Genomic DNA, 26,494 nt, shown 5'->3' with positions numbered 1-26,494 from the left:
ATTAGAATGTCTGGGTTTTGTTCAGAGCCAAATATTTTTTTAAAGGCAAAGTCGGTTTTAGGATTAATAAAAATCATAGTTATCCTCCCCCAATTAAAAGTAGACCTAAAAAACACGCGATCGTTTAAAACGTCTTTCTGTGTCAATCTGTGTTATTTAAGGGTGAGTCTATAGCAGGATATGATTCAATCGGTGTCACTTGTGTTATCACAAAGGATCTGGGTCAACACCTAGCGATCGCAGTCTCTCCTCTAACAATTTTGCCCGTTGTCGCTCCTGTTGAGCAATTTGTCGCTCATGAGCAATCTGCTCTTCTGGCGTCAATATCCGCTGTCCTTGCTCATCGTACCAGTACAACCACTCCCGCGTCATTCCCTGATAGGTTCCCCTTTCTCTTCCTATCCCTAATCCGATTTCCGATAACCACACCGGATTACCAAACTGTAACTGATACTCCCCATCCACTAACTTATACACTTCCAACGGCGCTTTACGACGTCGCAGGGGATTGTACACCACATAATAGAGTACCCCCATTTCCCGATAAATTTTTTTCTTACTGCTATATTCCCCGCGACGCTTATGGGATACTACCTCCAGCACCAACATGGGTACAACCTGCTCTTCCCACACCACATAAGACAGGCGCAAGTCCTCATCAATAAACCGTTGTACTCCCACACTCAAAAACCCATCGGGTACAATCGCCGGTTCTTTGGCGTGATAATATATCGCCATATCCACCCCAAAAAACCAATCCCAGCGCTTCTCCCACAACAGCGCTAGGACAGCTTTTAGTAATGAGGGAATCAAATCTTGAAGTTCATTGTCCACTGGCGTATCGTCAGAATCGGGTAGCTCTTCTGCACAGGGTAAGCAATCGGATGGCTTGTACTCTAGCATGAGTCGGTTAGGGAGCGACAACTAATTTCATTGTATTTTATTCCTCTTGAGTCATTAAGCACACAAACCATTTATGGTAGGGACACGATCCGATCCATCCGTGTCAACTTAACGCAATTCTTGACATTATGGTTTAAATGCCGAACAGCTTACCCAAATAAAGTCATTGCCTCTTCCAGCAAAAAATCCAGTTTACCATTAGCACTATCCGCCTCAATTTGCTTATCCCAAATTTCCCAATCTTTTTGAGCAAACCACTCTCTCAAGCGCCGGAAATCCCTTTTGTTCACTGGTTAGAAACGATAACTTGGTGGGTTACAGCGGATAGGTAATTAAATGATTTGTTCTCTCAATTGAATACCGCTTAACCCACCCTACGGTTTACGGTTGATGAGGTCTATAGGCAAGCAAATTAGTCGGTGGCAGAATATGATTCAATCAGTGTCTTATGTGTGATCACAAATTATCCGGCTCAACACCTAGCGATCGCAATCTCTCCTCTAACAATTTTGCCCGTTGTCGCTCCTGTTGAGCCACTTGTTCAGCTTCTGTTGCGCGTTGTCTCTCCTGAGCAATTTGTTCCTCTGGCGTCAAGATTCTTCGTCCTTGCTCATTGTACCAGTACAACCACTCTCGATTTATTCCCTGATAGGTTCCCCGCTCTCTTCCTATCCCTAATCCGATTTCTGCTAACCACACCGGATTACCAAACTGTAACTGATACTCCCCATCCACTAATTTATACACTTCCAACGGGGCTTTACGACGCCGCAGGGGATTGTACACCACATAATAGAGTACCCCCATGTCCCGATAAATTTTTTTCTTGCTGCTATATTCCCCGCGACGCTTATGGGATACTACCTCCAGCACCAACATAGGTACAACCTGCTCTTCCCACACCACATAAGACAGACGCAAGTCTTCCTCAATAAACCGTTGTACTCCCACACTCAAAAACCCATCGGGTACAATCGCCGGTTCTTTGGCGTGATAATATATCGCCATATCCACCCCAAAAAACCAATCCCAGCGCTTCTCCCACAACAGCGCTAGGACAGCTTTAAGTAATGAGGGAATCAAATCTTGCAGTTCATTATCCACTGGCGTATCGTCAGAATCGGGTAGCTCTTCTGCACAGGGTAAGCAATTGGATGGGTTGTACTCTAGCATGAGTCGTTCAGGGAGCGACAACTTATTTCATTGTATTTGATTAAATGAAGGATAGATAACCTGGGGGCGTTTGTCGGAATTAACAGGCGAGCGCATTCACTAATGACAATTTCTACCTCAACCGTCGCACCTCTTCTAAACTCAAACCAGTGATCTGACTAATCGTCTCTTCATCGACAATCCCTAGCATTTTCCGAGCCATTTCTACTTTAGACTCCTGAATCCCTTGTTCTCGTCCCAGTTGAATTCCCTGTTCAATTCCTTGTCTCAAGGCTAATTTAATCGCATTCCGTTGGTCATGAATATACATTTCTCGCTGTTCTAGTGCTTCTAACTCTTCACGAGTCAGATTCGCTTGATTCGCGACTTCAAACGCCTTACGTATTTCCGGGACTTGTGCCATTGTTTCCGGTATCGTCTCTAATCCTCTCGCACATTTAATAAAGTATATCCATTTATCCGCTAAGGTTTCTAATTCTTCTAACTCTTTAGTAAATTTTGGTAATTCGACAAAGGGACTTGCATCTCTATAATCACCGTTGTCTCATCGGTGAGTTTGGCTTTTACATCCAGAAACGTATCTTCAATTCCCTAGATTTTTGGGGCGAGATAAGGATTAATTATTTCTAATGAGGTGATGCGGGGTTGTCCGCCGTAGAGGAGGGAATTCAGGAAACTAATGAGGATTTCTGGGTTTTGTTCAGAACCAAATATCTTTTTAAAGGCAAAATCAGTTTTGGGATTAATGAAAATCATAGTTATCCTCCCCCAATTAAAAGTAGACCTAAAAACACAGGCGATCGCATGGGCTTGCTGCATCCGTCAGGTGCATTTGAGAATGTAGGGAATGTAGGGGCTTCTCGCTGCACTATTGTTAGGGAAAATCCTTTAATGTGATCGAAAAAGCCCGAATCTTTTGTTCACTCCTTAGAAACGATAAGGGACTTGCGACTTAATAATGTACCAAGGACGTTTGGCTGAGTTCATGAATCCAGCTTTCCTCACTGGTACTCTACTTTTACGCAGATCCCTAACTCACAACTGACTCAGCCGTTAACTCTATTGATGAATGAACTAAGTTTAACAACGGACCCGTTTGTTCTGTCCCATTAACGGCTAAATCACTATGGCACAAATACACTCGATCGCGAACTCGCCCTAACAAATCCTGTAAAATCCGTTGCAGGCGTTCCTCATCTGCTTGGATTTTATCGGCTTCTGTCCAGGGCTGTCCAAACCAATCCTTGAGAAATAAGGGGGCTGCAAATAACGTCGCTGCACCTCCCTGACTCCACAGATGAGAGCCCGCATCTAACCAAAAATGCCAACGGTGATAGCCACGGGCAGCGCGATATTGGAAAATAGTGGCTAGGGTAACGGCTGAATTAGCCGTAGCGGGGAGGCGACGCACGGGAAAGGAATTGGCGGTGACGGTTCCCCGACGCAATAACTGAATAAATTGGGAAATTGTCGCCTGCGGTGGTGTTCCCCCTCTGGCTATTTCCTCATCAGTCGTATTGGCGGGGAGTTTCCGCAATCGTCCATCCACTTCCCAATAATGTTGGGCGGTTTCCATGAGTTCCCGCAAGGCGGAAATTTGATCGTAAGGTAGATTAGAACCATTCCATAGGAATTTCTGGATGGCGCGATCGAGAATCACTACACAGGACGGAATTAGGCGCTGTTGCTGCTGTTCTCGTTGCACCTCTAACCATTGCTGAATCTGGGTGTAAGCCGTTGTCGCCCGATGTCCTAAACGATCCCAACGGGCAAAAGTTTCAACGGGTAATAAGCGGGGGGAGTCGGGATCAGGAGAATAGCAGTAATCCGCGAGTAAACCCGCCCGTACCGGGTCAATATTGGGACTGGGGATGGGGAAGTCTTCCTCAGGCGTCGCCACGGGTTCGGGTGTACGACTAAGAACCACAAGCATTTCGGCGATCGCCTCCCGATCTACTAACCGCCCTAACCCTGGATAGACAAGGGTTAGCAGGGTTAATAAGGCTCGAATTAAGGGGGAACTAATCAGGGGGCGCTGTTCGTTCAACGGTTCGATGGGAATCCCCTGTTTAGTGAGAATATCGGTTAAAGTATAGCGGGCGATCGCGTCTAATCCGGGTGCAATGATGGCAATATCCCCCGGTTCCACTTGTCCCGACTTCACGGCTTCTACAATTACCTCGGCGGTGCGGCGCAACAACTGAGCGCGGGATGTGGTTTGTAGCGATCGCAAAAACTCCGGCAACTCTGACAATATAATGGGGTCGTTGAGTAGGTCTACCGCCATTGGGGATAACGCATCAGCTAAGGAATCATTCGGCTGTGAGGGTAAGGATTCCACTTGACACCGAGAGGCTAATCCTGACAAATAATCCGGATCAGCATTTAAACCTAAGCGCACTTGACCCTGGGGATTATAGGTAAACGCCCCCACGATACCCTGATCTAAGAGTAAATCAAACAAATCTCGTGCGATCGCGGGATACTCATCCACATCATCTGCCAGTATCGCCCGATAACGCTGGGTTAAATACTGTTTATAGGTAGCATCGGGTAACATTTCCCGCCAATAGAGTTCACCCACCAGACTGTAGGTTAATAGTCCCTTATCCAGACACCACTCCCGCCAATCTAACAGCAGTTTACCGATTAATTCCCATTGATCCGGGGTGGCTTCCAGTTCCACCACTCCCTGTTCTAGCATCCTGGGAATCTCTTCAATCGGCGTCCCACTCAGGGCGGCTAATTGTAACAAATCTAACAGACGCCGCACCCGAACTGACTCATTAGTTCCCGGTATCGGAATTAATCCAGATTCGAGTTGGGGACGCCATAACTGCATGGCTAAATCCTGTTCTGTTTCCGGGCGCAAGCGCAGGGGAAATTGCGCCCTCAGATTTAACCGTTGGATTAAAAGGGGCCAAAATAGAATTACTTCGTCCTGAAAGAAGCCCAAGGGCGTCTGACAGCGCACTGGATAACGCCCCTGTAACGTCGTGGTGAGCCGATCCGTCAACTCCCGACGATTATCAGCATTGGCTGCCAAAATTAACAAAGCAGGCGTCTGATAGCGATCGCGCCGCTTTTTGTGGACAATGGGAGAAGATAACTGACGCGATCGACCCCATCCCGCTTCTACCCATTGGCGAAACAGAGTCACCAGCCGAGTTGTTTTGCCCGTGCGAGTACCACCACTAATCCAAATCGAATTCGTCATTTGTCATTCGTCATTTGTCATTCGTCATACTCGCTCCCTTGAGAAGCAAGCTATGTTTATGTAAGGGTTTGAGGTTTATTTACAGAACTTAATCTAGGTGGATTTATTGCCACCAACCTACTTGGACTTAATATCTGTTAACATACCACGTACAGTAAACTATATTAATTCTGGCGATTGAGAGCCAGGATCACTCCGGACTATTTTTTATTGAGATATTAGCCGTTTCGATGAAGCTACCCTCTATTTTACGTCTGGCTAACCAATGGTTCGCGGATACCCCCGAAAGAGCCTTAGATCAAGCTTACAAAGCTGCGTTAACGATTAAATCCATTGAAGATGAGCATTTCAATGGGCAAAAAATTTCGGCTCGCTCCAGTCAACATAGTGATAGTGTTATTTCCTATTTTGAGGCTGACTTAAAGAAATATTTAAATACGATTCGAGTTCGCTTACGGGAATTTAGAACCAGTCGGTCAGTTTTCCGGATTTCTGAGCCAAAAACAACGAATGGCTTGCTCGGTTCCAGAGATAACTTAGCCCGCTATGACCCCATAGAATTAACCGAAAAGCAAGCGATTATCATCGAAAAACTCAACTTTATTGATGAACTATTAAAACGATATTCAGAACCTGAGCCATCCTCCGTTTCCTTGATCCCGCTATCTGCCAATCAAGTGGCTCAAGCCAACGGTAGTCCCAGAACGACAGCCAATGCCAAAACCTTATCCCAGTTGAAGCAGGCTAGCGTTAATCCCCAAAATGATGCGTTAGAAACCGTATCGGATAAAACCGGGGTTGTGCCTCGGTCAATTCTGCGAACCGTCAACCGCCTACAGCGAGAACTTGATCCTAAAGCTGAAGAGGAAGTTGTCAAGAAGTTTCGCACGTCTCGCGACAAAACCTTGATTTCGATCAAGTTTATTCTCACGCTGATTATTGTTCCCATTTTAGCCCATCAGGTGGCTAAAACATTTGTGGTTGGACCCATTGTTGACTCGTTTCGCTCAGAAAATGAACCGGGTATTTTTTTAAATATTGACATGAAGGAAGAAGCCTTCACTGAACTCCAGCGGTTTGAAGAGGAACTGCACTTTAAAAGCTTATTGGGAATGGCACCGAAGTTATCCTCGGAAGAAATGGAAGAACGGCTGAGAGAAAAAGCCACAGAGCTAGCTGAAGATTATCAGTATCGCAGTTCTGATGCGATTAAGAATATTTTTTCTGACTTAATTTCTCTCGCTTTTTTTGCTGGAGTGATTGTTACTAGTAAAGCGGATTTTGTGGTTTTAAAATCGTTTATTGATGATATTGTATACGGACTCAGTGATAGCGCCAAAGCCTTTATCATTATTTTGTTTACCGATATGTTTGTCGGATTCCACTCTCCCCACGGTTGGGAAGTGATTCTGGCGGCAATTTCGCGACATTTCGGGATTCCCGAAAATCATGATTTTATCTTTTTGTTTATTGCCACGTTTCCGGTGATTCTCGATTCGGTGATTAAATATTGGATTTTCCGTTATCTGAACCGAATTTCACCGTCAGCGGTAGCAACTTACCGAAATATGAATGAATGAATAATTGTGTTCTTTGTCCTCTGCCTTCTTGTTATTTCATCCCGAAAGAGTGATACCAAATCCGGGTTAACTACCCCCTTTATGGGTGGGGACAAGACAAAAGGTTTTCATGCTTTCATCAGCCAAGGGATAAAACTGCCTACCACCACCGCGATGTACTTTACCCTTTTTCCGAGCGTGGGCAATAAGCACAATTTTGTCCATAAAAACACCATAATTAGCTAGGTGTGGTTTCAGGATGTTATCGGCGAATGTTTGTTCAGTTGGTCCTTCAGCAAATAAGTAGAGACGTACCATTAATGGGGTCCCCCACCAATGACATTTTTCTCCCAAACTTCTCCTAAACTATATTCATCAAGCCAATCGGCTAATGCTGTGGCATCTAACCGTTTAAAGTATGACTCTTTACCCTGTCGATCTACCGCAATGACATCTTCAGGATCAAAGTTATCCAAAAAAGAACTAGATTGGGTGCTGATGAGAATTTGTGTGTTATACGAAGCCTTGCCAAACATCGCCGCTACAACATTGAGAGCATAGGGATGAAGACCGAGTTCCGGTTCATCAACAATAATCAGTTCCGGTAATTCATCTTCTGGTTGTAAGAGCAATGTGGTAAGGCATATTGCTCGCAACGTCCCATCAGAACACTGATGGGGTCCAAATACCTGATCTGATTCCTTTTCTTTCCAGTTTAAAATGACGCGATTAGAGGCATCTGGTTCAAGCACAAAATCATCAAAAAATGGGGCAATTAAACGGATGGTTTTGACAATACGCTGATAAGCCGAACCACCATTTTCTTGGCGGAATCTGAGGAGTAAGGCGGCTAAATTTCCAGCATCTGGCATCAGCCATCGGTTGTCACCAACATAACAGGATTGACGAACCCCCGCCGTAGACGATGTATCGTGAAAGTGATACACACGGCAGCGGTTGAGCAAGAATCTGAGTGCTTTGGCTGTCTGCGTACCTTCGTCTGCTGCTTCGCTGATTTTTGTTTCCTGATGTCCTGCACCTAATAAGTCAGTTCTTGGAGATGAGTAACCTGTTTGTAAAAAGCTCAAGGTTTCTTCAGCAAAAAAAAGCGTATCCCCTGCGGCATGGAATAAACGCAGGGTATAGGTATCCATTCCATTATCAGCCTCAAACTCTAGTTGCGCCTCTATTTGCGGTGTTATCTTGGGACCAAAGTGCAACAGAGATTGAGCGCGTCCTGACATGGCGATGTACTGTTGAAGTCGTCCCGCCATCATCTCATTCAGCAGCTTAAAAAACGCAACCAGGTTGCTTTTACCTGCTCCGTTGGCTCCAATCAAGACATTTAAGGGGCGCAACTCCAGATCCATGGTTTTAATGGATTTGAAGCCGTTGATAATGATTCGTTGCAGCATGATTATTCTGCTGTTTTCACAGAAGGCGGTATTTGACTGGACACTTCATAAAATGTGGTCGTGGGGGGCTTGACAAATAAATGAGACATCTTCTCTAAAATCTGTTGGTAAGCCTCATTTTGATTTTCATCCATGTCTTCGATATGATCCCAAAAGATAACGGCAATCCCTTTATCCGTTCCCGGTTCTCGCAGCATATATGCCCCTTGAAATCCGTGAGTGTAAGTCGAGACAGCTTCTTCATAAAGCTGTTGGGCTTCTTCAAATTTACCGGGCTTAAATTCTCCGATCGCGACATACGCATACTTATGTTTGAGGAAATCTAGAAATTCGCTCATGCTTACACTCCTTATTGATTAAGTCAACAACCAAGTATAAATGACCAAGGACATAAGACCAAGGACAAATAACAACTTCATGTTGCCATCAATGTGGCAACTTTGTGCAGAAGTTGGGCAGGTTCTACGGGTTTGGGTAAGTAATCGTCAACGAGGGCGTTGAGATCGTGCTGTTCATCGGCTGAGAGTGAGGATGTGAGCAAAGCTAATACTTTGATGTGTGCTGTTGTCGTCTTATGGTGGAGATAATAGCTGATCTCATATCCGTCCATTGCCGATAACTGCCAATCCAGAATCACGGCATGGGGTTGCAGCAGTTCAATTTGCCTCACAGCCGTTGAACTTTCGATCAGCCAAACTAGATGATAACCCGCCGCCGTGAGAATTTCACAGATGGCTGTCGCACTCGCTTCATTATTTTCGATTAAAACGATACTCCCTGGCATCGAAGATCCCTTTTCCGATGAGGCGGGTGATTTGGTTCCTCCTGGAACAACTGATTGGATAGGCACGCAAACGGTAAATATAGACCCTTTTCCCACAGTGGATTCAACTTCAATTGTACCGCCATGGAGTTCGACCAATTGTTGAGTCAGGGCTAGCCCTAAACCTGTACCTTCGTAGGTACGCTGATAAGTTTTCTCTAACTGCTGAAACTTTTGAAACATTAGGGGAATTTGTTCTTGGGGAATGCCAATCCCCGTGTCTTCGATTTGAAACACTGCTCGATTCTGTTCTCGCCACCCCCTTAAGGTGACCTGACCACCAGCCGGGGTAAATTTTATCGCATTTCCCAATAAGTTAAACAGAATTTGCCGGAGTCGGCGTGGATCAGCCTGAAAGCGATCCTTGGGGGTAGGGACTTGCCAATCGAGGATTAATTCTACTTTACCACTACTGGCTTTTTCTTTTAAGGATCGTAAGGTTTGCTGGGCAAGATATCGCAGGGAAAATTCGTTGATATTTAAAACTGCTTTTCCCGCCTCTAACTGGGAAAAATCAAGAATATCGTTAATTAGTGCCAGTAAGTGTTCCCCATTTTCTTGGATGGTTTGTAAATAACGCCGTTGTTTCTCAATGGATACAGTTTTGCTACCTCCCTCCCCTAATGACCAACGCAATAATGTTGCTGATAGTCCAATCACACAAGTCAGGGGCGTCCGCAACTCATGACTCATTGCCGCCAGAAATTCACTTTTGGCATGGTTCGCGGCTTGTGTCGCTTGCAGTGCATCTCGAAGTTCCTGGGTGCGCTCAATCACGCGCTGTTCTAGGCTACTTTTTTGCTGGTGCAGTTGGGCATACAATTGAGCCTGATAAATGGCAACAGCCAAGTGTTCGGCAATTTGTTTGAGAAACAGTTTTTCACTTTCTTGCCAGTGTCGGGGTGCAAAACATTGGTGGGCAATTAGTAATCCCCAGAGGCGATTTTGAACAATAATCGGCGCGACTAACTTAGCTTTGACTTGGGTTTGTTGCAGCAGTTGCAGTAAACAGGGAGAATCGCTGTAGGCGACTTCAATATCATCAATCGCCCCAGTAAATCCTTGGTGATATTTGGTGCGACAGTTGGAAACATAGAGGGCGCAGTCCTTTTCCTCTCGCCAATTGAGAACTGAACGAATTTCATTAGAACGGCGGGCTTCATAAGTGACGCAACCCTCATCCTGTTGTGAGGGAGGCGGTGAAGTTAGAGACTTGGCGTTCTCGAATTCATCGGTGACAGTTGTGGAATTGTCAATCTTAATTTTATCGCTCTCATTCCTCAGGTTAACTAAATCGCCGTCAAATTGATAGATTAATAATCGATCAACGTTCAAGAAATGGCGCACCTCATCGACAGCCGTGGAGAGGATAACGGGTAATTCTAGACTTTGACGAATGTGAGTGGTAACCTGGTTAACTAGCCGTTCCTGCTCAACCTGTTGGCGTAGCGCTGCTTCAATGGGTTGACCAACCTCACAGTAAGGATGGATAGATTCGTTGCTGATGGGATTAGCGGTGAGTATGTCCATCAACAACAGCGTAAATTCACTCTGGATGCTTGCTTGGTTCGCTTGTGGATAGGTTTGGACAAGCTTGAAGACATGCAGAATCTGGGGTTGGCGGGTGAACCGTTGAGTGAGTTGATCGAGAAAACCTGCGATCGCGTCTGATTCAAAGGTTAACCCAACCTGATACAGGCTGGAATGGGAATTTGCCTCCGCTTCCCCCTGTGACTCAATCGGAGTCGCGATTAGCAAGGCGCGGAACCCTGGAGATACCAGCAGCGTAAATCGTTGCACCTGTTGATCTAGACCCACAGATACGCTGGGCAAGTCCTGCGATCGCAAGAGTACAGCTTCCCTACCAATTTTTCCCTGCATCTGCTGCAATAACTCTTGCAGCCGCTCGAACATTGCCAATGGCAACGTTCGGCTAAATCTTGGATTTCCCAATATCGCCATGAGTTTGGTCTAGTTTAAGCAAGTGACAATGCTTCACCCCTGATTCGGTGTAAGCTGAGCCTCTATTCGATGCTATCCAAGATATAGCGATTTATTTATAAGATCTTTATTAAAATTTCTAGCCTTTTATGCTCTATCCATCATGGTATCATTTTGTAAAGAATCCTCCTCTTATCAAACCCGATCCTTTTTTGACAATGCTATGAAAATTATCAAGTATTTCCTGATGCGTATAACTGGACAACTTTCTCTTACCAAGCATTAAGAGCATAATATACAAGGAATACGTTCTATAAGCTGGATCACGCAAGATGGCAATTAGCTTAGCGTTGGGAATGTGGCATTGTATACGTTCAGCCGCTTTAGAATGAGTCAGATAGCTCGTCGAGGCTTCACCAATAGCTATTTCATCAGAGGCTCCTTGAAATAAAGCTTGATAATCCTCTAAAGTAGGGATAGGATAGTTCTTCGTCCCATTTTTCGAGAAAAAATGTGGCTCTTTCCGAGGACTCATATAAACTTGAGGATGTTGTTTGAGATATTGATAAACTGTTGTCGTTCCAGCTTTCGCCGCACCGATAACTAAAACGTTAGGTAATGTAATACAATACACTCTCAAGCTAGATGAATACGCCTAAAATATCACAGTACCTCTAAAAAGACTATGCATCGGATTGCTGCGACACCGGGAGGATGGAATCCCCAAGCTGAAGGGGTCATTTTTATTGAACAGACACCTGCGCCGATCATTGTGATTACAGCCGCCGACACCGATATTCAAACCTTGGCGGCGTCAATGGCTCATTTACCCCAAGATTTCCCAGCAATTCGAGCCGTTAATCTTCTCCAATTGCAGCAGGAATTAACGATTGACACCTACACCGAACAGGTGTTAAATCAGGCAGACGTTATTATTATCCGGCTTTTGGGTGGATCTGCCTACTGGTCTTATGGATTGGAAGTGGTGCAGACAACTGTAGAACAAACAGGGGCAAACTTAATCCTATTACCAGGAGATGATCGTCCCGATCCCAATTTAATTAGTCATTCTACCATTCCTTTAACCGCCGTTCATCAGCTATGGCGCTATTTCATCGAAGGGGGTGTGGAGAATTGTACCAACGCCCTGAAATTTGTTGCCGATTTGTGCTTGGGAGGAAGCTATGAGCCTCTACCTCCTAAACCGGTGCCGCGTGTAGGGATTTATGCTTGGGGAGACGCAAGCGCTAAAGCGCTTACTACAAACTCTAACGTGGGGATTCTGTTTTATCGCGCTCATTATTTGGCGGGAAATACATCACCAATTGACGCACTTTGTCAAGCGTTAGTTGCACAACAGTTGCATCCTGTGCCAGTATTTGTCTCGTCATTACGTGATCCGGAAGTACAAGCGGAAGTATTATCCTATTTCCAACCCAAAAATGATGCGGAAATTGAGGTTTTACTGAATACCACAAGTTTTTCTGTTGCTAAATTAATAGATAATGAACAACCCGGATTGGAGTTATGGCAACGTCTGGATGTACCTGTACTGCAAGTCATTTTTAGTGGCGGGACAAAGGAACAATGGCAGGAACAGTTTCAGGGATTAACCCCAAGAGATACGGCAATGAATGTTGCCTTGCCAGAAGTGGATGGACGCATTATTACTCGTGCGGTTTCATTCAAGGCGGTACAAACCTGGAATCCGCTGCTGGAAACAGATGTCGTGGTGTATGAATCGGTGCGCGATCGCATTAATTTTGTCACTCAGTTAGCTGCGAATTGGGTAAAATTACGCCAAACTCCGCCAGCAGAACGGCGGATTGCCCTAATCTTAGCTAATTATCCTAACCGAGATGGACGCCTCGCCAATGGTGTGGGACTTGATACCCCTGCAAGCTGTGTGGAAATTCTCAAGGCGTTGCAAGCGGCGGGGTATCAGGTAGAGGATTGTCCAGAAACGGGGGATGAACTGATTCAACGCTTAACCACGGGGGTAACCAATGATCCCGAAGGATGGGAATTACGTCCTCTACAACAGGGGTTATCTGGGCAAGATTATCAAGATTATTTTGATACGTTACCTTTAACAGTACAACAAGGAATCTGTAATCGTTGGGATAAAGAAAGTGAAGGGTCAATACTCAGTCAGGACAGGTTTTGCACAAATGTTACTATTAATAGCGACAAGGAAGTTCCTAAATCCGCCCCTACACAATCAACAATCAACAATCAACAATCAACAATTCCCATTCCGGGAATCCAATTGGGTAATATTTTTGTCGGGATTCAACCGTCGCGGGGTTATGATAGTGACCCAGGATTAAACTATCACGCACCGGATTTAGAACCAACACCCACTTATTTAGCCTTTTATTATTGGCTGCGACAGAAATTCGGGGCGCAGGCGATGGTACATGTAGGAAAACATGGAAATTTGGAATGGTTACCGGGAAAAAGTTTGGCACTCTCTGAAACCTGTTATCCCGAAGTCGCTTTAGGGACAATGCCCCATTTATACCCCTTCATTGTCAATGATCCAGGGGAAGGCTCGCAAGCGAAACGGCGATCGCAGGCTGTGATTATTGACCACTTGACGCCACCGATGACTCGCGCTGAACTCTATGGTTCTTTGCAACAGCTTGAAGGGTTAGTGGATGAATATTACGAAGCGCAAAGCTTAGATCCCTCTCGCTTACCGACTATCCGCGATCGCATTACTCAATTGATTATCCAAGAAAACCTGCACCAAGATTGGGGATTTGAGGATGGGGAAGAGGGGGAAGCAGGGGCTGTAGGGGCGGGTTTTACCGATAACATTATGTCGATGTCGGATAGCTTGACTAAACCCGCCCTTTTAGGGGAAGCAGGAAAAGCGAATCTTTTAACTCAAATCGATAGCTACCTGTGTGAATTAAAAGAAGCTCAAATTCGAGATGGGTTGCATATTTTGGGACAGTGTCCCCAGGGACGACTATTGCGAGACTTAACTGTGGCAATTGCCCGTCATCCGGGAAGGGGGCGCTTAGGGTTAACTCGGGCGATCGCCCAAGACTGGGGATGGGACTTTGATCCCCTGATGCCAGAAGGTGACAGTAAGAGACAAGCGATCGCGCAATTGGAAGCCCAGGCGTCTCAATTGGTGGAATCCCTGATATCAAAGGCAGAAGGAAAGGGTCAAAACCATGGCAATGAAGGCGGCGAAGGGTCAACACTGAGTCAGGGCGGGTTTTGGGCAAACGTTACAACCAATAGCGACAAGAATGTTCCTAAACCCGCCCCTACAGACGCGCCATGGCACGTCTCTACATTTAATTCCCGAATCGGACAACGAACGCAACAGGAATTAGACTGGATTCGCGATCGCCTTTTACCCGCCTTAACCCAAACCTGCCAAGAAATCACTCATTTATTGCAGGGATTAGATGGGCGCTATGTCGAGAGTGGGGCGGCGGGTGCGCCGACAAGAGGACGCCCGGAGGTCTTACCTACAGGTCGCAATTTTTACTCCGTTGATATCCGGGCGATTCCCACAGAAACGGCGTGGGATGTGGGACGGAAGGCGGCGGAAGCGGTGATTGAACGCTATACCCAGGATAATGGGGAGTATCCCAAAACACTGGCATTATCCGTATGGGGAACGTCAGCAATGAGAACCGGGGGCGATGATCTGGCTCAGGCGTTGGCGTTGTTGGGTGTGCAACCGATTTGGGATCGCCCCTCACGGCGGGTGGTGGATTTTGAAATTCTGCCCCTGTCGGTGTTAGGGCGTCCGCGTGTGGATGTGACGCTGCGGATATCGGGCTTTTTTCGCGATGCTTTTCCTAATCTAATTGATTTATTTTACAATGCCGTGGTCGCGGTTGCCGCTTTGAATGAATCCCCGGAGGATAATCCCTTGGCGGCGCAAGTGAAACAGGAAACAGAGTTCTGGTGTGAAGCGGGATTAAGTGAACAAGAGGCACAGATGCGATCGCGTTATCGGATATTTGGCTCGAAACCGGGAGCCTATGGCGCGGGGTTACAGGGATTGATTGAGGCGCAAAACTGGCAGGATGAACAGGATTTGGCGCGGGCGTATATGAATTGGAGTAGTTATGCGTACTGTGGTACGTCTTCCCCAAATCAGGAGGGGGTTGCGGCGCCGGAAGCCTTTGCACAACGGCTCAAACAATTGCAAGTTGTGTTACATAATCAGGATAATCGGGAACATGATTTACTGGATTCTGACGATTATTACCAGTTTCAAGGGGGATTAACCGCCTCGGTGCGGGCGCTGACGGGTAAAAACCCGCAAACCTATTTTGGCGATCATTCGATTCCCGAAAATCCCAGAGTGCGACGGCTACAGGAGGAAATTGCCCGTGTTTATCGTTCTCGTGTGGTGAATCCCAAATGGATTGCAGGGGTAATGCGCCACGGATATAAAGGGGCGTTTGAAATGGCGGCGACGGTGGATTATTTGTTTGCTTATGATGCGACAGCCAATTGTGTGGCAGATTATATGTATCAAGGAGTGACGGAGGCTTATCTGTTGGATGAAAAGGTACAAGAGTTTATCCAGCAAAAGAATCCCTGGGCGATGCGAGATATGGCAGAACGGTTACTGGAGGCGCATCAGCGATCGCTGTGGCAATCGGCTCAACCTGAGATACTGGAAAAATTAAGAGCGATCGCTCTGCAAGCAGAAGGGGTGATTGAAGCGGGGAGTGATCCTAACTTGAGCGATTGACGTTTGACGGATGATGGGACAATAAGCTAACTTTATAACCTATTTTCCGTTATCCAGAATTAGCTAATGTGACACTTCAAGGGGTGGAATGCGGATTGAAAACAGTCCGGCTTGACTTGGTTAGGATATATCCAGGATTAGAAAACTCAATTACTGAGGCGTTGCTGGATGGACTGAATAACAGCAGCGTTTTTTGTTTCATGAATTACAGAAACAGGCTCATACGTTATTTTTTCTGCCCAATCGGGTGTGACAGTTAAACGGGTGGAACAGTGACTGCAAACAGTTTCTGTTCAGTTAGCTACCATTTGTATAGATAGGATTAGAAAACTCAATGCTGGGGCGTTGCTGAATGGACTGAATAAACAGCAGCGTCTTTTTTTGTATTATTTTTTTGTATCCAATCTTACAGAATTATAGCAGAAAATTTGTATATGTAGCCATTAACTTCAGCGTTGCTCTTCAAGAGTTGGGCAAGTCAGGGGCTTTCCTTGATAGGCTCCTTGGTTGGAAGCGTAAAGATTTTACACAAATCGTAGTAAAAAGAACAGACAGCGTTTTAATCTAGGATCAGACCAACCGTTCAGATGGGTATCAGTCAGCTTCTCTGGTTAAATCGAAGTAACCGATAAACACAGTCGCTGACTTCGTTATGTCACCTATTTGTAAACCTACATGGAGGCGTGGCATTATTTTCCGATGATAATCTTGGATCGAACGGGAGAGGAATGCCACGAAGAACAATGATTCGGTCATTTAGTGTGCATCCCCAGTCTATTCTCAAAGTCAAACAAGCTTGGCGCAATAAGAGTCAGGGGCGCGATCGCGAACTGGCGGAAGCCCTGGGACTATCGTTAGACACCCTAAATCACTTTCTCAAGGGACAACCCGTTAAAGGACTAAATTTTGTCGAACTGTGCCAGGTCTTAGAATTGGACTGGCAGGATGTAGCTGGTTTAGATAGCCAGCAGAATTTAGTTTTTGACTCACCGATTGAAGTGGGTGAGTTCTTGGCTTACTCCTACAGCCATGGTGTGAGTGCTGTTGACCAAGCATTACAAACACTGGTGAGAACACTCTGCCAACTGTTGGGTCGCCTCACCCGCAAAGTCGGGAATTTGCTTCGTGCGGATCGCACCAGTATTTTTTTATTGGATCGAGAACGACAAGAATTGGGTTCACTGATTGCCGAGGATGGAGACGGTGGTAGTCTGCTGATCGATATTCCGGCTAACAAAGGAATTGCTAGTCTCGCCGCCTTTTCCTTAAAAGTGATTAACATTCCCTTTGATGTCTATGATGATCCGCGCTCCGAAATGGCGCAGGAGACGGATCGCCGTACCGGATACCGCACCTATACCATTTTGGCTTGGCCCCTACTCAACGAGAAACAAGATCTTGTCGCAGTGGTGCAGTTAATCAATAAATTAAAGTCCAACTACCAACCGGAAGATGATCTAGTCAAGAAGATTGATCTTCGTGGTTTTACCCAAGATGATGAAGTGCAATTTGCCAAGTTTGCCCCTTCGATTCTCCAGATTTTAGAACGATGTCAATTTTGTTACCAACTTGCCCAAAAACTCCGGGAAACGACGGATATTAAACCCGGTAGTTTGCAAGAAATTGAATTGGTTGAGCAACTTCAGCGACAAGAACGACAGTTACAGAAGAATCTTCAACGGCTCTAGAGGGAGCTGAGGGAGATGGGGGAGATGAGGGAGATGGGGGAGATGGGGGAGTTCGCTCAAAACTCGACCTTACCCTGTTCCCTATTCCCTATTTCCTGACGAATGACGAATGACGAATGACGAATGACAAATGACGAATGACGAATGACGAATGACAATCTCCACCGTTCACTTTAATTGTCCCCACCTACTTAACCCCACGCCCCTTGAATACAAAAGGTAATACCTGGATTTTGGATATTTAGGAACAACTTACTCCCATCTGGGGAAAAGCAAACTCCGGCAAATTCGCTGGTATTAATTGCGTTACGAGCAAACTTATAAATTTTGCCCCCTGCATTTACACCGACAATAAATTGCTCCCCATTCCCATCTTCACACAAGAACAGATCACCAAAGGGTGCCACTGTAATATTATCTGGATTATCCAGTTCGCTTTCGCGTTCTGACTCAACCACTAATGTCAGCGTGTCATCAGCAGGATTATAAGCAAAAATTTGACCTTGCCCAATTTCACCGCCACTTGTACAGACAAAATAAATCAAGCCATTACCATACCATGCTCCTTCACCCCGGTTAAAAATGGCTGCTCCTTTATTTTGAGCTTCTTGACGTAGCGTGTCCTCAACTGGATCAACATCCTCAATTTTGACCCATTCCACAGCTAAAGGCTGACCTTTCTTCGACAGAAAACCCCTGCTGGTATTGACTGTAGGCATACCTTTCATCACCAATGCTTCCAGAATACCGCCTGCTTTGAGATTATAGGGTTGTTGGGGACGGAAGCGATAAAAGCAGCTATCTCCTCTATCTTCGGTTTGGTAGATATATCGACTAACTGGGTCTACGGCTACGGCTTCGTGGTTAAAGCGACCCATTGCCACTAGCGGTACAGGTTTGACCAGCCTACCTCTAACTGGAACTTCAAAGTTATAGCCGTGCTTTTTTGAGACATTCAGCGGATCTCCGAGTTTGTTTCCCGCAGGTGTTGAGGTATTCTCTTCGCAACTAATCCAGGAACCCCAAGGGGTTGGTCCACCCGCACAGTTACGATATGTTCCCGCTAAGGAGGCGTAGTCTTGCTGCAAGTTCCCATTCTTGTCAACAATTAACGTTGTTGTTCCCCCTAAACATAAAGGATCGTACTTGTGCGAGTCTGATGCCTTTACGCCAAACTTGTTGATTTGATTCGGGCTAAGTTCGTGATTGCGAACTAGGATTGTAGTGTCTCTGGGTCCAGGAAATGCTGCCATTCCATCATGATCACCGGGTACAGGATTCCCATCGCTCATGATATCCCCAGTTTTTGAGAAGGCTTTATAGGTAAATCCGGGTGGTAAGTCCAATAAACCTCTGGGGTCAGGGACGAGGGAACCAAAGCCCGCTCCATTTGTGGATTGACCACGGGTTGCTCTGGCGTAAAAGGCTTCCAAGGGTGAAACCATAAAGGCTCCGGCGGCACTCGCGCCTGCCAAGGTCAGAAAACTACGTCGGGATAACGCCACTGTCTTCCCCCAAAAAGTTACATCCAAATTTTACTCTAAGTTGCCGGACAAAATTCAACTTGAGCATGAGGACAAGGACACAGGGAACAGTAAGGATTTGATGCTTGTTAACATTTATTAGGACAGTGGGCAGAATTTATGTTTTGGTAATGAGGTTAGCTAAGAGCCAATTAATTTATGGTTAAGTTTGAATTAAGTAAAATCAGAAATTCATAAAATCTGTTGGTATTATCATCGATTCTTTAATCTGTCGGTCAAATCGAGTCAATTATAAGCTGTCATGCATTTAAATTGGGTATTAGTAGCGAGCAAGATGCAAAGCCTGCGGCATGGCTTCGCTAAACGCACTACAAGGCTTTCGCCGTTATTGATATTAAGGTTTAAATGCCGAACAGCTTAACTCAAATTAAGTTTTTTAGTTTTTTCAAATAATCGAAATACGAAAAACCGAGTAATAGTCCTGAAAGCTGGATGCATCTGAGTAGTTAGTAATGTAGCTCTAGTGAATTTAATTCTCTGGGTATGAAATTTTCTCCCCTGATTCCGGCAAAAAAAATTCAGTGCAGTGCGGGATTATTATTGCTAGTTTTTTTCGGCTCTGGATGTAATAATCAATTCGATTCATTAGCCACGCAGACTTGTAGTGAGGCAGAATTAGCTGTTGCTGAAGCCCAGCAGCAGTTTGAGCAAGTTGAGGATAAATTAGCTAGGTCAAGTCAGTCAGATATTCAGACGGTTGACACATCGGTATTGCAAGAGCTGCAAGAAACCCAAGAGTACGCTTTTGAGATTTGCGAACAAGGTGGATAGTCAAAAAGGAGGATAGGAGGATCAGAGGGTAGGGGTATCGGACGTCTAAGTATTTGTGAATATTTTTTTATGGTTCAATCTTAACTATTTTCTGATTAAAATTCAATTTCAAAGACTGTATTATTAGCTTTCTTTATTTCCAGCTTGCCATTAAGCTGTGCCACTAAAGCGCGGACTAATTGCAAGCCCAAGCTTTTGGGTGAATTAAAGTCGATCAATTCAATGGGTCTTGAATTGTTATTGCCCACGATTAATTTATTTTTTTGGTTCTCTTTTTTCTTTGAATAAATTTCAATCCATATATAACCTTTGTGGCTGTTTGATTTAAAGGCATGTTTCAAGGCATTAGAAATTAGCTCGTTGAGAATTAATCCGCAATAAATTGCAGTTGACAGATCAAAGTTTAAGTCTTTGTCGATATTAAGTTGTAGGCAAATAGATTCGGGATGAATGGCATAGGTTTGAATCAAGTGATAGGTAAAGTTTTCAATATAATTGAGAAAGTTGATCCGCTGCAAGTGATCAAATTGATAGAGTTCCTCATGGATAAGAGCCATTGATTTGATTCGGTTCTGGCTGGCTTGGAAGAGGGCAAAAATCTCAGGGTCATCAATTTGCTGTGATTGGAGATCAAGCAGGCTAGAGACAAGTTGTAGGTTATTTTTGACCCGATGGTGAATTTCTTGGAACAGTACTTCCTTTTGCTGTAAGGAAATCTTAAGCTGATTCTCGATGTATTTGCGATCGCTAATATCCATTGCCGCGCAGGTAATTCCCTCTATGTCTCCGATTGAGTTGCGTAAGGGTTCGACGGTCAAATCGTAGTATCGAAGTTCACCATTAATGGTGAGAGAGACTTCCTCTCGCATTCCTATGCCACTGGTCAATACATGCTGCTTGATGGATATTAACGGTTGTGCTTCTTGGGGGGCTAGGAGTTCGCTGTCAGTTTTTCCCAATATAGCATCCACGTCATTATCAGGAACCACATTGTAAGCCCAAGTGTAGCGTAACTCCTGATCTTGATTAAACACCACCAAGGGGGCATGTTTCAGCACCGTGCGGAAGCGGGTTTCACTTTGCCGAAGTGCTTCTTCTACCTGGTGACGTTCTCTCAGTTCACGTTGTAACTTAGCATACAATTGGGCTTGATGAATCGCGATCGCACAATGATCAGCAATAGCTTGGACAAACTCAATATCCTCTCGGTTCCATTCCCGTGCCTGATCACACTGGTGTAGACTAATTCCGCCAATATAGGAATTTTGGTAAAGCAATGGCACAATCAAAATAGCGCGAATTTCACATTCCTGCGCCGCCTCGATTAACACATCGGGAAAATTGGGAGTAATTTGCGGGACAACCACAGGCTGACCCTGGCTCAATTCTTTGTGGTGATACCGATAAAAATCACAGTAGACCCCCAAAATACTCTCCCGTTGGGCGGTCGCTTCCGAAACGTGATGTGCCGTCATTTGCGACTCACCATCCGGTCGAAAAATCAAACAGCGACTGACATTAAGTGTTTCATGGAGCTGATCGACCGTAGTTTGGAGAATATCTTCCAACACCAGTGTACCGCGCATCGCTTGCACAATTTGGTTGAGTAATGTCTGTCGGGAGACTTGGCGTCGCAGTTCAATGAGTTCCTGTTCTAATGCGGTAATATGGGTTGGGTGAGAATAGTTTACCTGTAGGTGAGAGTTAGATGGCTGCTCGACGGACATGGTTCTCCTTAGGGGAAGGATATGACAGAAAAAATTTGATCCTAGTTCATCAAAGGAGGTTTTGGATAGGTATCAGCAGTTAGGTGTTTTCGTCTCTGTCTCACGGTATATTAGTTCTACCCAAAGTGGTAGGCTGAATAAATAGCTATCAAATCACTTCATTATTTCATCAGAAACAGAAAGTTTGTTTTAATCTTCATATCTCATTTCGTCGCGATCGCGTTGAGTTTTAGAGGGCAGTTTGCCACGCATTCCTCATCCCTCAGTAAACACCTAGAGACCACTTGAAGTTAAACTGAAGACTTAAGAATCCGTGATCGACATCTGTGTCGGACATCGGCAGTGAGCGCTAGCTAAGGTGATTCGTCAATCATCCTCGGATACTTCGAGGAGAACTCTCACCATTCAACTCTTGCAATCCGGCTCTAGCACAGTATAGAACTATCCAGGCTGATTATGTCTGAATTAAGAGAAAACAATATTCCCCTCCAGACGGGATCGCGCAGCGAGTTGCGAGAGTTAGTTCGGACTCAACTGCAAATGCTGTTGGAACAAGACAATTTTCAGGGCGCTAAACAGGTATTAGTGCCTGTACAACCTGTGGACATCGCCGACGCGATCGAAGGATTGCCCGACGCCCTACAGGTTATCGCGTTCCGCTTACTCTCGAAAGCTGAGGCGATTGAAGTTTACGAATACCTTGACTCTAGCGTCCAACAATCGCTGATCGAGGAATTTAAACGCCAAGAGGTACTTGACATTGTGGACAAAATGTCTCCCGATGATCGAGTGCGATTATTTGATGAATTGCCCGCCAAAGTGGTTCGCCGTTTGCTCGCTCAACTGAGTCCCCAGGAACGCCAAGCCACCGCCCAACTCCTCGGTTATGAAGCCGATACCGCAGGGCGAATCATGACGCCGGAGTATATTTCCCTGAAAGAAAGCTTAACCTTGGGCGAAACCCTGGAACGGATTCGTAGTTTAGCCAGTACCACGGAGACGATTTATTACGTTTATGTCACCGATGCAGAACGACATCTGAGTGGAATCGTTTCATTGCGGGATTTGGTTGTGTCTCCACCGGAGCAAACTCTAGGTGAAGTAATGAGTCGTGATGCCGTTTGTGTTCACACAGATACCGATCAAGAAGAAGTGGCGCGGTTAATCCAACGTTACGACTTTCTGGCTGTACCTGTGGTTGATCGAGAACATCGTTTGGTAGGGATTGTCACCGTTGATGATGTGATCGATATTTTAGAACGAGAAACTACTGAAGATATCTATGCCTTGGGGGGTGGGGTACAATCCGGGCGCGATAATTACTTTCAAACCAACTTAATTACTGTTGCCCGCAAACGAGTGGTTTGGTTATTTGTGTTGTTACTGACAAACAGTGTGACTGCCACCATCATTAACTCTCAAGCAGACATCTTACAAAGAGTTGTGGCACTGGCGGCATTTATTCCTCTGTTAACGGGTACAGGGGGAAATGTGGGCGCTCAATCGTCAACGGTGGTGATTCGTGGTTTAAACACTGACGAAATTCGAGATATGGGTTCATTACAGGTCATTGGGCGTGAAGCTATGGCAGGAGCGCTACTGGGGACAATTTTAGGCTCAGTGGCAACGGTTTGGGCGTATCTGCTCAGAGATGATATCTTTGTTGCTGTTGCTGTGGGTATCAGTTTAATTGCGATCGCGATTCTGGCTTCGGTAGCGGGTTCGGCGTTACCGTTTCTGTTCCGTTCCCTGGGATTAGATCCAGCTTTGATGTCAGCACCGTTTATTACCACGGCGGTTGATGTGTTAGGGGTGTTGATTTATTTCAATATTGCCAAGATGGTTCTTGGTCTGTAATTCTTGGTCATTCGTCATTCGTGTATGTCATACTCGCTCCCGAACAGAAGTAAGCTACGTTTATGTAAAGGTTTGAGGACTATTTATAGAACTTGTCAGGTGTTGGGTTTATTTCCACCCACCTACTTACTCTATCCTTTGCAAGATCCCCGACTTCTCCAAGAAGTCGGGGATCTGTGTACCTCACTGTTATAGATGAAAACAAATCCTTAGACGGCTACTATCCTAAGTGCTTAATTTTTCTTTTTGCTTCTTGTTTGCTCTCGTTTCAGCAATGCTCCAACTCCTAACGCTGTAGCTGAACCCAAAATTGTCAGAGGTTCAGGCACAGAAGTAACATTCACCACGAATGCACCGTCGTTATCATCATAAGCACCGGGCGCACCATCAAAACCAAACCCATCAGGAATTCCCAGGAAAAGCCGTGTTGCCCCAGTGGGAGCGATGAAGGTTTGAGCTTTATTATTACTTGTCACGCCATCCCCAATGAAGAAGACTTGTCCGATTTCTGGACTCAAGCTGACAAAGTTTTTTCCCAGAGCTGAAGGAGTAAAATTGAGAGTGGATGGCGGGAGACTGCCCACAGGATTATTATCGGTTAAAAATACGCCAGCTAAGGGACCTTCTGGACCGATATAACCACTGATGCCGGCTAAGCTGAAAAGGTTACTACCACTAACGCCATTCCCGTCGGGACCATAACCTTGGGAGGGGCAACCAAAGCCATTAAAGTAGTCAACGCAGCCAGTAGCGCTAAAGGTAAATTTTTGTCCACCGCTAACGGCGATAGATGGAGGAAAGGTTTCCTGTAGTTCTTCTGGAGTATTACCTGAATGTCGCCCTAATACGTTGAAAGGCTGGTTGGCTGGAGGAACTACTACATCATCACGACCAGCAAGATAGATAGCATCAGTTCCTTTAACAGTCAATGTAACGCTGGCAGCTTGTGCCAAATTCGGATTGATTAATCCTAAACTCAGTGTCCCGCTAGCCGTAATACAAATTATCGACGTGATAGATTTCATGACAACAATCACTCCTGGAATTGACCTTTAAAAAAGGAGATGTCTTTTTTTTACATAAAAATTTTCACTTAAATTAAAATTTTTATGTTTTTTTCGGTTTTTATTTAGGTTTATTTGTAACAGGAAAAGTGACCACTCACAACAAAAACTAGAGTTTGTGGAGAATCAAATGAGTGACAAGCCAAAGAAACTAATAAAATACCCAGTACCAATAGAGTTAAAGAACTGTTAAGGATGTACAGTAACAAGCAGGGTCAAGACTCCCTCAGTTACGCTCGATCCGTCGAGAAAGTAGGTAATCGAGAGTTGGCAGAGCAAGTGGATAAAATTTTAGCGATCGCACCCTCCTGGCATCGCGATTATCCGGCAGGCAAGTTAAGCTTTGAAGCGAGTATCTGACAACGTCTTCTCGTGCAAGATCTATCCCTAGTCCCAATGAGTCAAGATCAGGAATGCTAACTCACCGTCTGAAAATTGCCGAGTGTATCTTTGTTGCTGTCTCAATCATTGGCTGGGCTGTCGCGGCGGCGTCTGGTGAAATTATCTATGGGGCAGTTCCATTGTCGATTACACTGTTGCTGAATCTGATCAATCGCCTCCGGTTCGAGCAACACAGCCGAAATCGGCTAACGGGAGCCATGGCGCAATTGCATCGACAACTGTCCCAAGAGAGTCAATCGTTATACCAACAGCAACAAAAGCAAGCACTCGCCTCTTTACAAGCAAAACTCCCCGACTATCTGGCTCAAATTGAGAATCCCGCTTCGGAATTAGGAGCAATAAAAATCGCCCAACTTCAAGCTCGAATTGTTAGCGTGGAACAATCGCTGCGAAATGTTGTAGATTATCTCAATAGTGCCTCATTGCCCAACCACATCGAGCAATTAGAAGCCGCGATCGCAAAAGTCACTGCCGATCTTGATCAACTACACTACCAAATTCCGATTGCGGCTGATCCCGAACAACCAACCCATTGGCACACAGAGGCGGGGGGTGAACCCTCCTTATTTCCTGTCGCGTCTGAATCGGTTTCCCCTGTTAGGAAAGCTGGGGAAGCTGGGGAAGCTGGAGATGTCTGTAGAGACGCGCCATGGCGCGTCTGGGAAGAAGATAGGAGAGCGTATCCGAGTGCTTTTGTCCCTGAACCAATCCTACCCAATTGGAACTTTAGATTAACCCTGAAAGGACATCAGGATTGGGTTAGCGCTTTGGCAATGAGCGCTGATGGTCAAATCCTGGTTAGTGGTAGTTTAGACAAAACCGTGAAGCTGTGGAATCTAGAGACGGGTGATCTGATTCACACATTTAGTGATCATCAACAGGGAGTCCTATGTCTTAGCTTAAGCCTTGATGGTAAATGGCTGGCGAGTGGGGGATTTGATCAGACGATTAAGGTCTGGAATCTAGAGACTGGGGAGTTATGCCATACCTTAACAGGTCATAACGGTTCCGTGCGATCGCTGGTGATTATGCCAGATAACCAAACTCTGATCAGTGGTAGCTTTGACCAAACCATTAAGCTATGGCAATTGGATCAGGGAAAATTTGTGCAAGATTTAGTTCAAGACGCCGGAAGATTATCCGCGATCGCCTTAAGTCCAGATGGCAAAACCCTTGCCAGTGGCGGCGGAGATGGCATCATTGATCTGTGGCATGTTCAGCCGTTTGATCTAGACTTCAGTCTCACCGACAATCTGAGTTCGATCAACTCCCTTGCCTTAAGTCCCGATGGGCATCGGTTAGCTGCTGCCTGTACCGATGGTACTCTGAAGGTATGGCAACTTGATAGTGCTGAACGGGTAGAACGTTGGCAATGTCCCTCCGCACCCGCCATGTCGATTATTTTTAGCGATAACGGGCAAAGTGCGATCGCGGCTCATGCAGACGGTACGATTAAGATCTGGTGGCTAGGCATCGATGAACCGTTGCTTGTCTTGGACAATAACGATGCTGGTTCTGTGGTATCTGTGGCTCTAAGTCCAGAGGGTCAGTGGTTAGCTGGAGGCAATCGGGATGGTACAGTTAAGCTTTGGCAGCAGTTATAAGCCATGGCATGTCTGTAGGGGCGGGTTTTACTACTATCGTTTTTCACCTAACCATAAATGTAACTAAACCC

The 26,494-nt window shown here is 45.5% G+C and carries 19 protein-coding genes and 1 pseudogene; 7 read left to right on the top strand and 13 right to left on the bottom strand.

The annotated features are described in order from the left end of the window. Positions 1 to 207: 207 nt before the first annotated feature. The 5 genes and pseudogenes from RID53_RS24870 to RID53_RS24850 all read right to left on the bottom strand — a co-directional run bounded on the left by RID53_RS24870 (position 208) and on the right by RID53_RS24850 (position 5,293). A complete protein-coding gene (locus tag RID53_RS24870) occupies positions 208 to 903 on the bottom strand; it encodes a Uma2 family endonuclease (RefSeq protein ID WP_446390639.1) in 696 nt (231 codons plus the stop codon). 149 nt (positions 904 to 1,052) lie between these two features. After that, positions 1,053 to 1,193: a hypothetical protein gene (locus RID53_RS24865; RefSeq protein ID WP_446390638.1), complete on the bottom strand. Its 141-nt coding sequence runs from the start codon at positions 1,191 to 1,193 to the stop codon at positions 1,053 to 1,055. Positions 1,194 to 1,359: 166 nt separating this feature from the next. Then, positions 1,360 to 2,076 carry a Uma2 family endonuclease gene (locus RID53_RS24860; RefSeq protein ID WP_446390637.1) on the bottom strand — a complete coding sequence of 239 codons (717 nt, stop codon included), beginning with the start codon at positions 2,074 to 2,076 and terminating at the stop codon, positions 1,360 to 1,362. Positions 2,077 to 2,188: 112 nt separating this feature from the next. After that, positions 2,189 to 2,832, bottom strand: a pseudogene (locus RID53_RS24855) (Rpn family recombination-promoting nuclease/putative transposase). A gap of 274 nt (positions 2,833 to 3,106) precedes the next feature. Next, positions 3,107 to 5,293 (bottom strand): recombinase family protein, encoded by a 2,187-nt coding sequence (locus RID53_RS24850; protein WP_446390636.1) that lies wholly within the window; start codon positions 5,291 to 5,293, stop codon positions 3,107 to 3,109. A 230-nt stretch (positions 5,294 to 5,523) separates the two neighbouring features. Between RID53_RS24850 and RID53_RS24845 the strand changes: the two genes are divergently transcribed. Next, on the top strand, positions 5,524 to 6,873 hold the full coding sequence (locus tag RID53_RS24845; protein ID WP_446390635.1) for a proton extrusion protein PcxA: 1,350 nt from the start codon (positions 5,524 to 5,526) through the stop codon (positions 6,871 to 6,873). Between the two features lie 66 nt (positions 6,874 to 6,939). On the opposite strand, the gene RID53_RS24840 is transcribed toward RID53_RS24845, so the two are convergent. The 5 genes from RID53_RS24840 to RID53_RS24820 all read right to left on the bottom strand — a co-directional run bounded on the left by RID53_RS24840 (position 6,940) and on the right by RID53_RS24820 (position 11,665). Beyond that, positions 6,940 to 7,170 carry a hypothetical protein gene (locus tag RID53_RS24840; protein WP_446390634.1) on the bottom strand — a complete coding sequence of 77 codons (231 nt, stop codon included), beginning with the start codon at positions 7,168 to 7,170 and terminating at the stop codon, positions 6,940 to 6,942. Next, entirely contained in the window at positions 7,170 to 8,267 is a 1,098-nt protein-coding gene (locus tag RID53_RS24835) for an AAA family ATPase (protein WP_446390633.1), read from the bottom strand. Before RID53_RS24835 ends, RID53_RS24840 begins: the two co-directional genes overlap by 1 nt. A 2-nt stretch (positions 8,268 to 8,269) precedes the next feature. After that, positions 8,270 to 8,605: an antibiotic biosynthesis monooxygenase gene (locus tag RID53_RS24830; protein ID WP_446390632.1), complete on the bottom strand. Its 336-nt coding sequence runs from the start codon at positions 8,603 to 8,605 to the stop codon at positions 8,270 to 8,272. A 77-nt stretch (positions 8,606 to 8,682) separates the two neighbouring features. Beyond that, positions 8,683 to 11,052, bottom strand: a complete 2,370-nt coding sequence (locus tag RID53_RS24825) for a hybrid sensor histidine kinase/response regulator (protein WP_446390631.1) — start codon at positions 11,050 to 11,052, stop codon at positions 8,683 to 8,685. 148 nt (positions 11,053 to 11,200) lie between these two features. Further along, positions 11,201 to 11,665, bottom strand: a complete 465-nt coding sequence (locus tag RID53_RS24820) for a sulfotransferase (protein WP_446390630.1) — start codon at positions 11,663 to 11,665, stop codon at positions 11,201 to 11,203. A gap of 51 nt (positions 11,666 to 11,716) precedes the next feature. On the opposite strand from RID53_RS24820, the gene cobN reads away from it, so the two are divergent. Further along, complete coding sequence (gene cobN, locus RID53_RS24815) at positions 11,717 to 15,766, top strand: cobaltochelatase subunit CobN (protein ID WP_446390629.1); 4,050 nt, start codon at positions 11,717 to 11,719, stop codon at positions 15,764 to 15,766. A 728-nt stretch (positions 15,767 to 16,494) separates the two neighbouring features. Further along, complete coding sequence (locus RID53_RS24810) at positions 16,495 to 17,454, top strand: GAF domain-containing protein (RefSeq protein WP_446390628.1); 960 nt, start codon at positions 16,495 to 16,497, stop codon at positions 17,452 to 17,454. Between the two features lie 191 nt (positions 17,455 to 17,645). Here RID53_RS24810 and RID53_RS24805 read toward each other — a convergent pair whose 3' ends face one another. After that, the gene (locus tag RID53_RS24805) at positions 17,646 to 18,959 is read right to left on the bottom strand and encodes an alkaline phosphatase PhoX (protein ID WP_446390642.1); all 1,314 of its coding nucleotides are present in this window, start codon (positions 18,957 to 18,959) and stop codon (positions 17,646 to 17,648) included. 522 nt (positions 18,960 to 19,481) lie between these two features. Between RID53_RS24805 and RID53_RS24800 the strand changes: the two genes are divergently transcribed. Next, positions 19,482 to 19,769, top strand: coding sequence for a hypothetical protein (locus tag RID53_RS24800; RefSeq protein WP_446390627.1), 288 nt, complete (start codon positions 19,482 to 19,484; stop codon positions 19,767 to 19,769). Between the two features lie 95 nt (positions 19,770 to 19,864). Here RID53_RS24800 and RID53_RS24795 read toward each other — a convergent pair whose 3' ends face one another. Then, positions 19,865 to 21,496 (bottom strand): histidine kinase dimerization/phosphoacceptor domain -containing protein, encoded by a 1,632-nt coding sequence (locus RID53_RS24795; RefSeq protein ID WP_446390626.1) that lies wholly within the window; start codon positions 21,494 to 21,496, stop codon positions 19,865 to 19,867. A gap of 456 nt (positions 21,497 to 21,952) precedes the next feature. Here RID53_RS24795 and mgtE point away from each other — a divergent pair, with 456 nt between their 5' ends. Then, complete coding sequence (gene mgtE, locus RID53_RS24790) at positions 21,953 to 23,353, top strand: magnesium transporter (RefSeq protein WP_446390625.1); 1,401 nt, start codon at positions 21,953 to 21,955, stop codon at positions 23,351 to 23,353. Between the two features lie 233 nt (positions 23,354 to 23,586). Here the strand turns inward: mgtE and RID53_RS24785 are convergent, their stop codons facing one another. Beyond that, positions 23,587 to 24,378: a PEP-CTERM sorting domain-containing protein gene (locus RID53_RS24785; RefSeq protein ID WP_446390624.1), complete on the bottom strand. Its 792-nt coding sequence runs from the start codon at positions 24,376 to 24,378 to the stop codon at positions 23,587 to 23,589. Positions 24,379 to 24,612: 234 nt separating this feature from the next. Here RID53_RS24785 and RID53_RS24780 point away from each other — a divergent pair, with 234 nt between their 5' ends. Next, complete coding sequence (locus RID53_RS24780) at positions 24,613 to 24,777, top strand: hypothetical protein (protein WP_446390623.1); 165 nt, start codon at positions 24,613 to 24,615, stop codon at positions 24,775 to 24,777. Between the two features lie 53 nt (positions 24,778 to 24,830). Further along, entirely contained in the window at positions 24,831 to 26,423 is a 1,593-nt protein-coding gene (locus tag RID53_RS24775; protein ID WP_446390622.1) for a WD40 repeat domain-containing protein, read from the top strand. Positions 26,424 to 26,494 lie beyond the last annotated feature (71 nt).

It is taken from the genome of Coleofasciculus sp. B1-GNL1-01, from assembly GCF_040220235.1.
Taxonomy (GTDB): domain Bacteria; phylum Cyanobacteriota; class Cyanobacteriia; order Cyanobacteriales; family Coleofasciculaceae; genus Coleofasciculus.
This window is presented reverse-complemented; position numbering and strand designations above follow the sequence as displayed.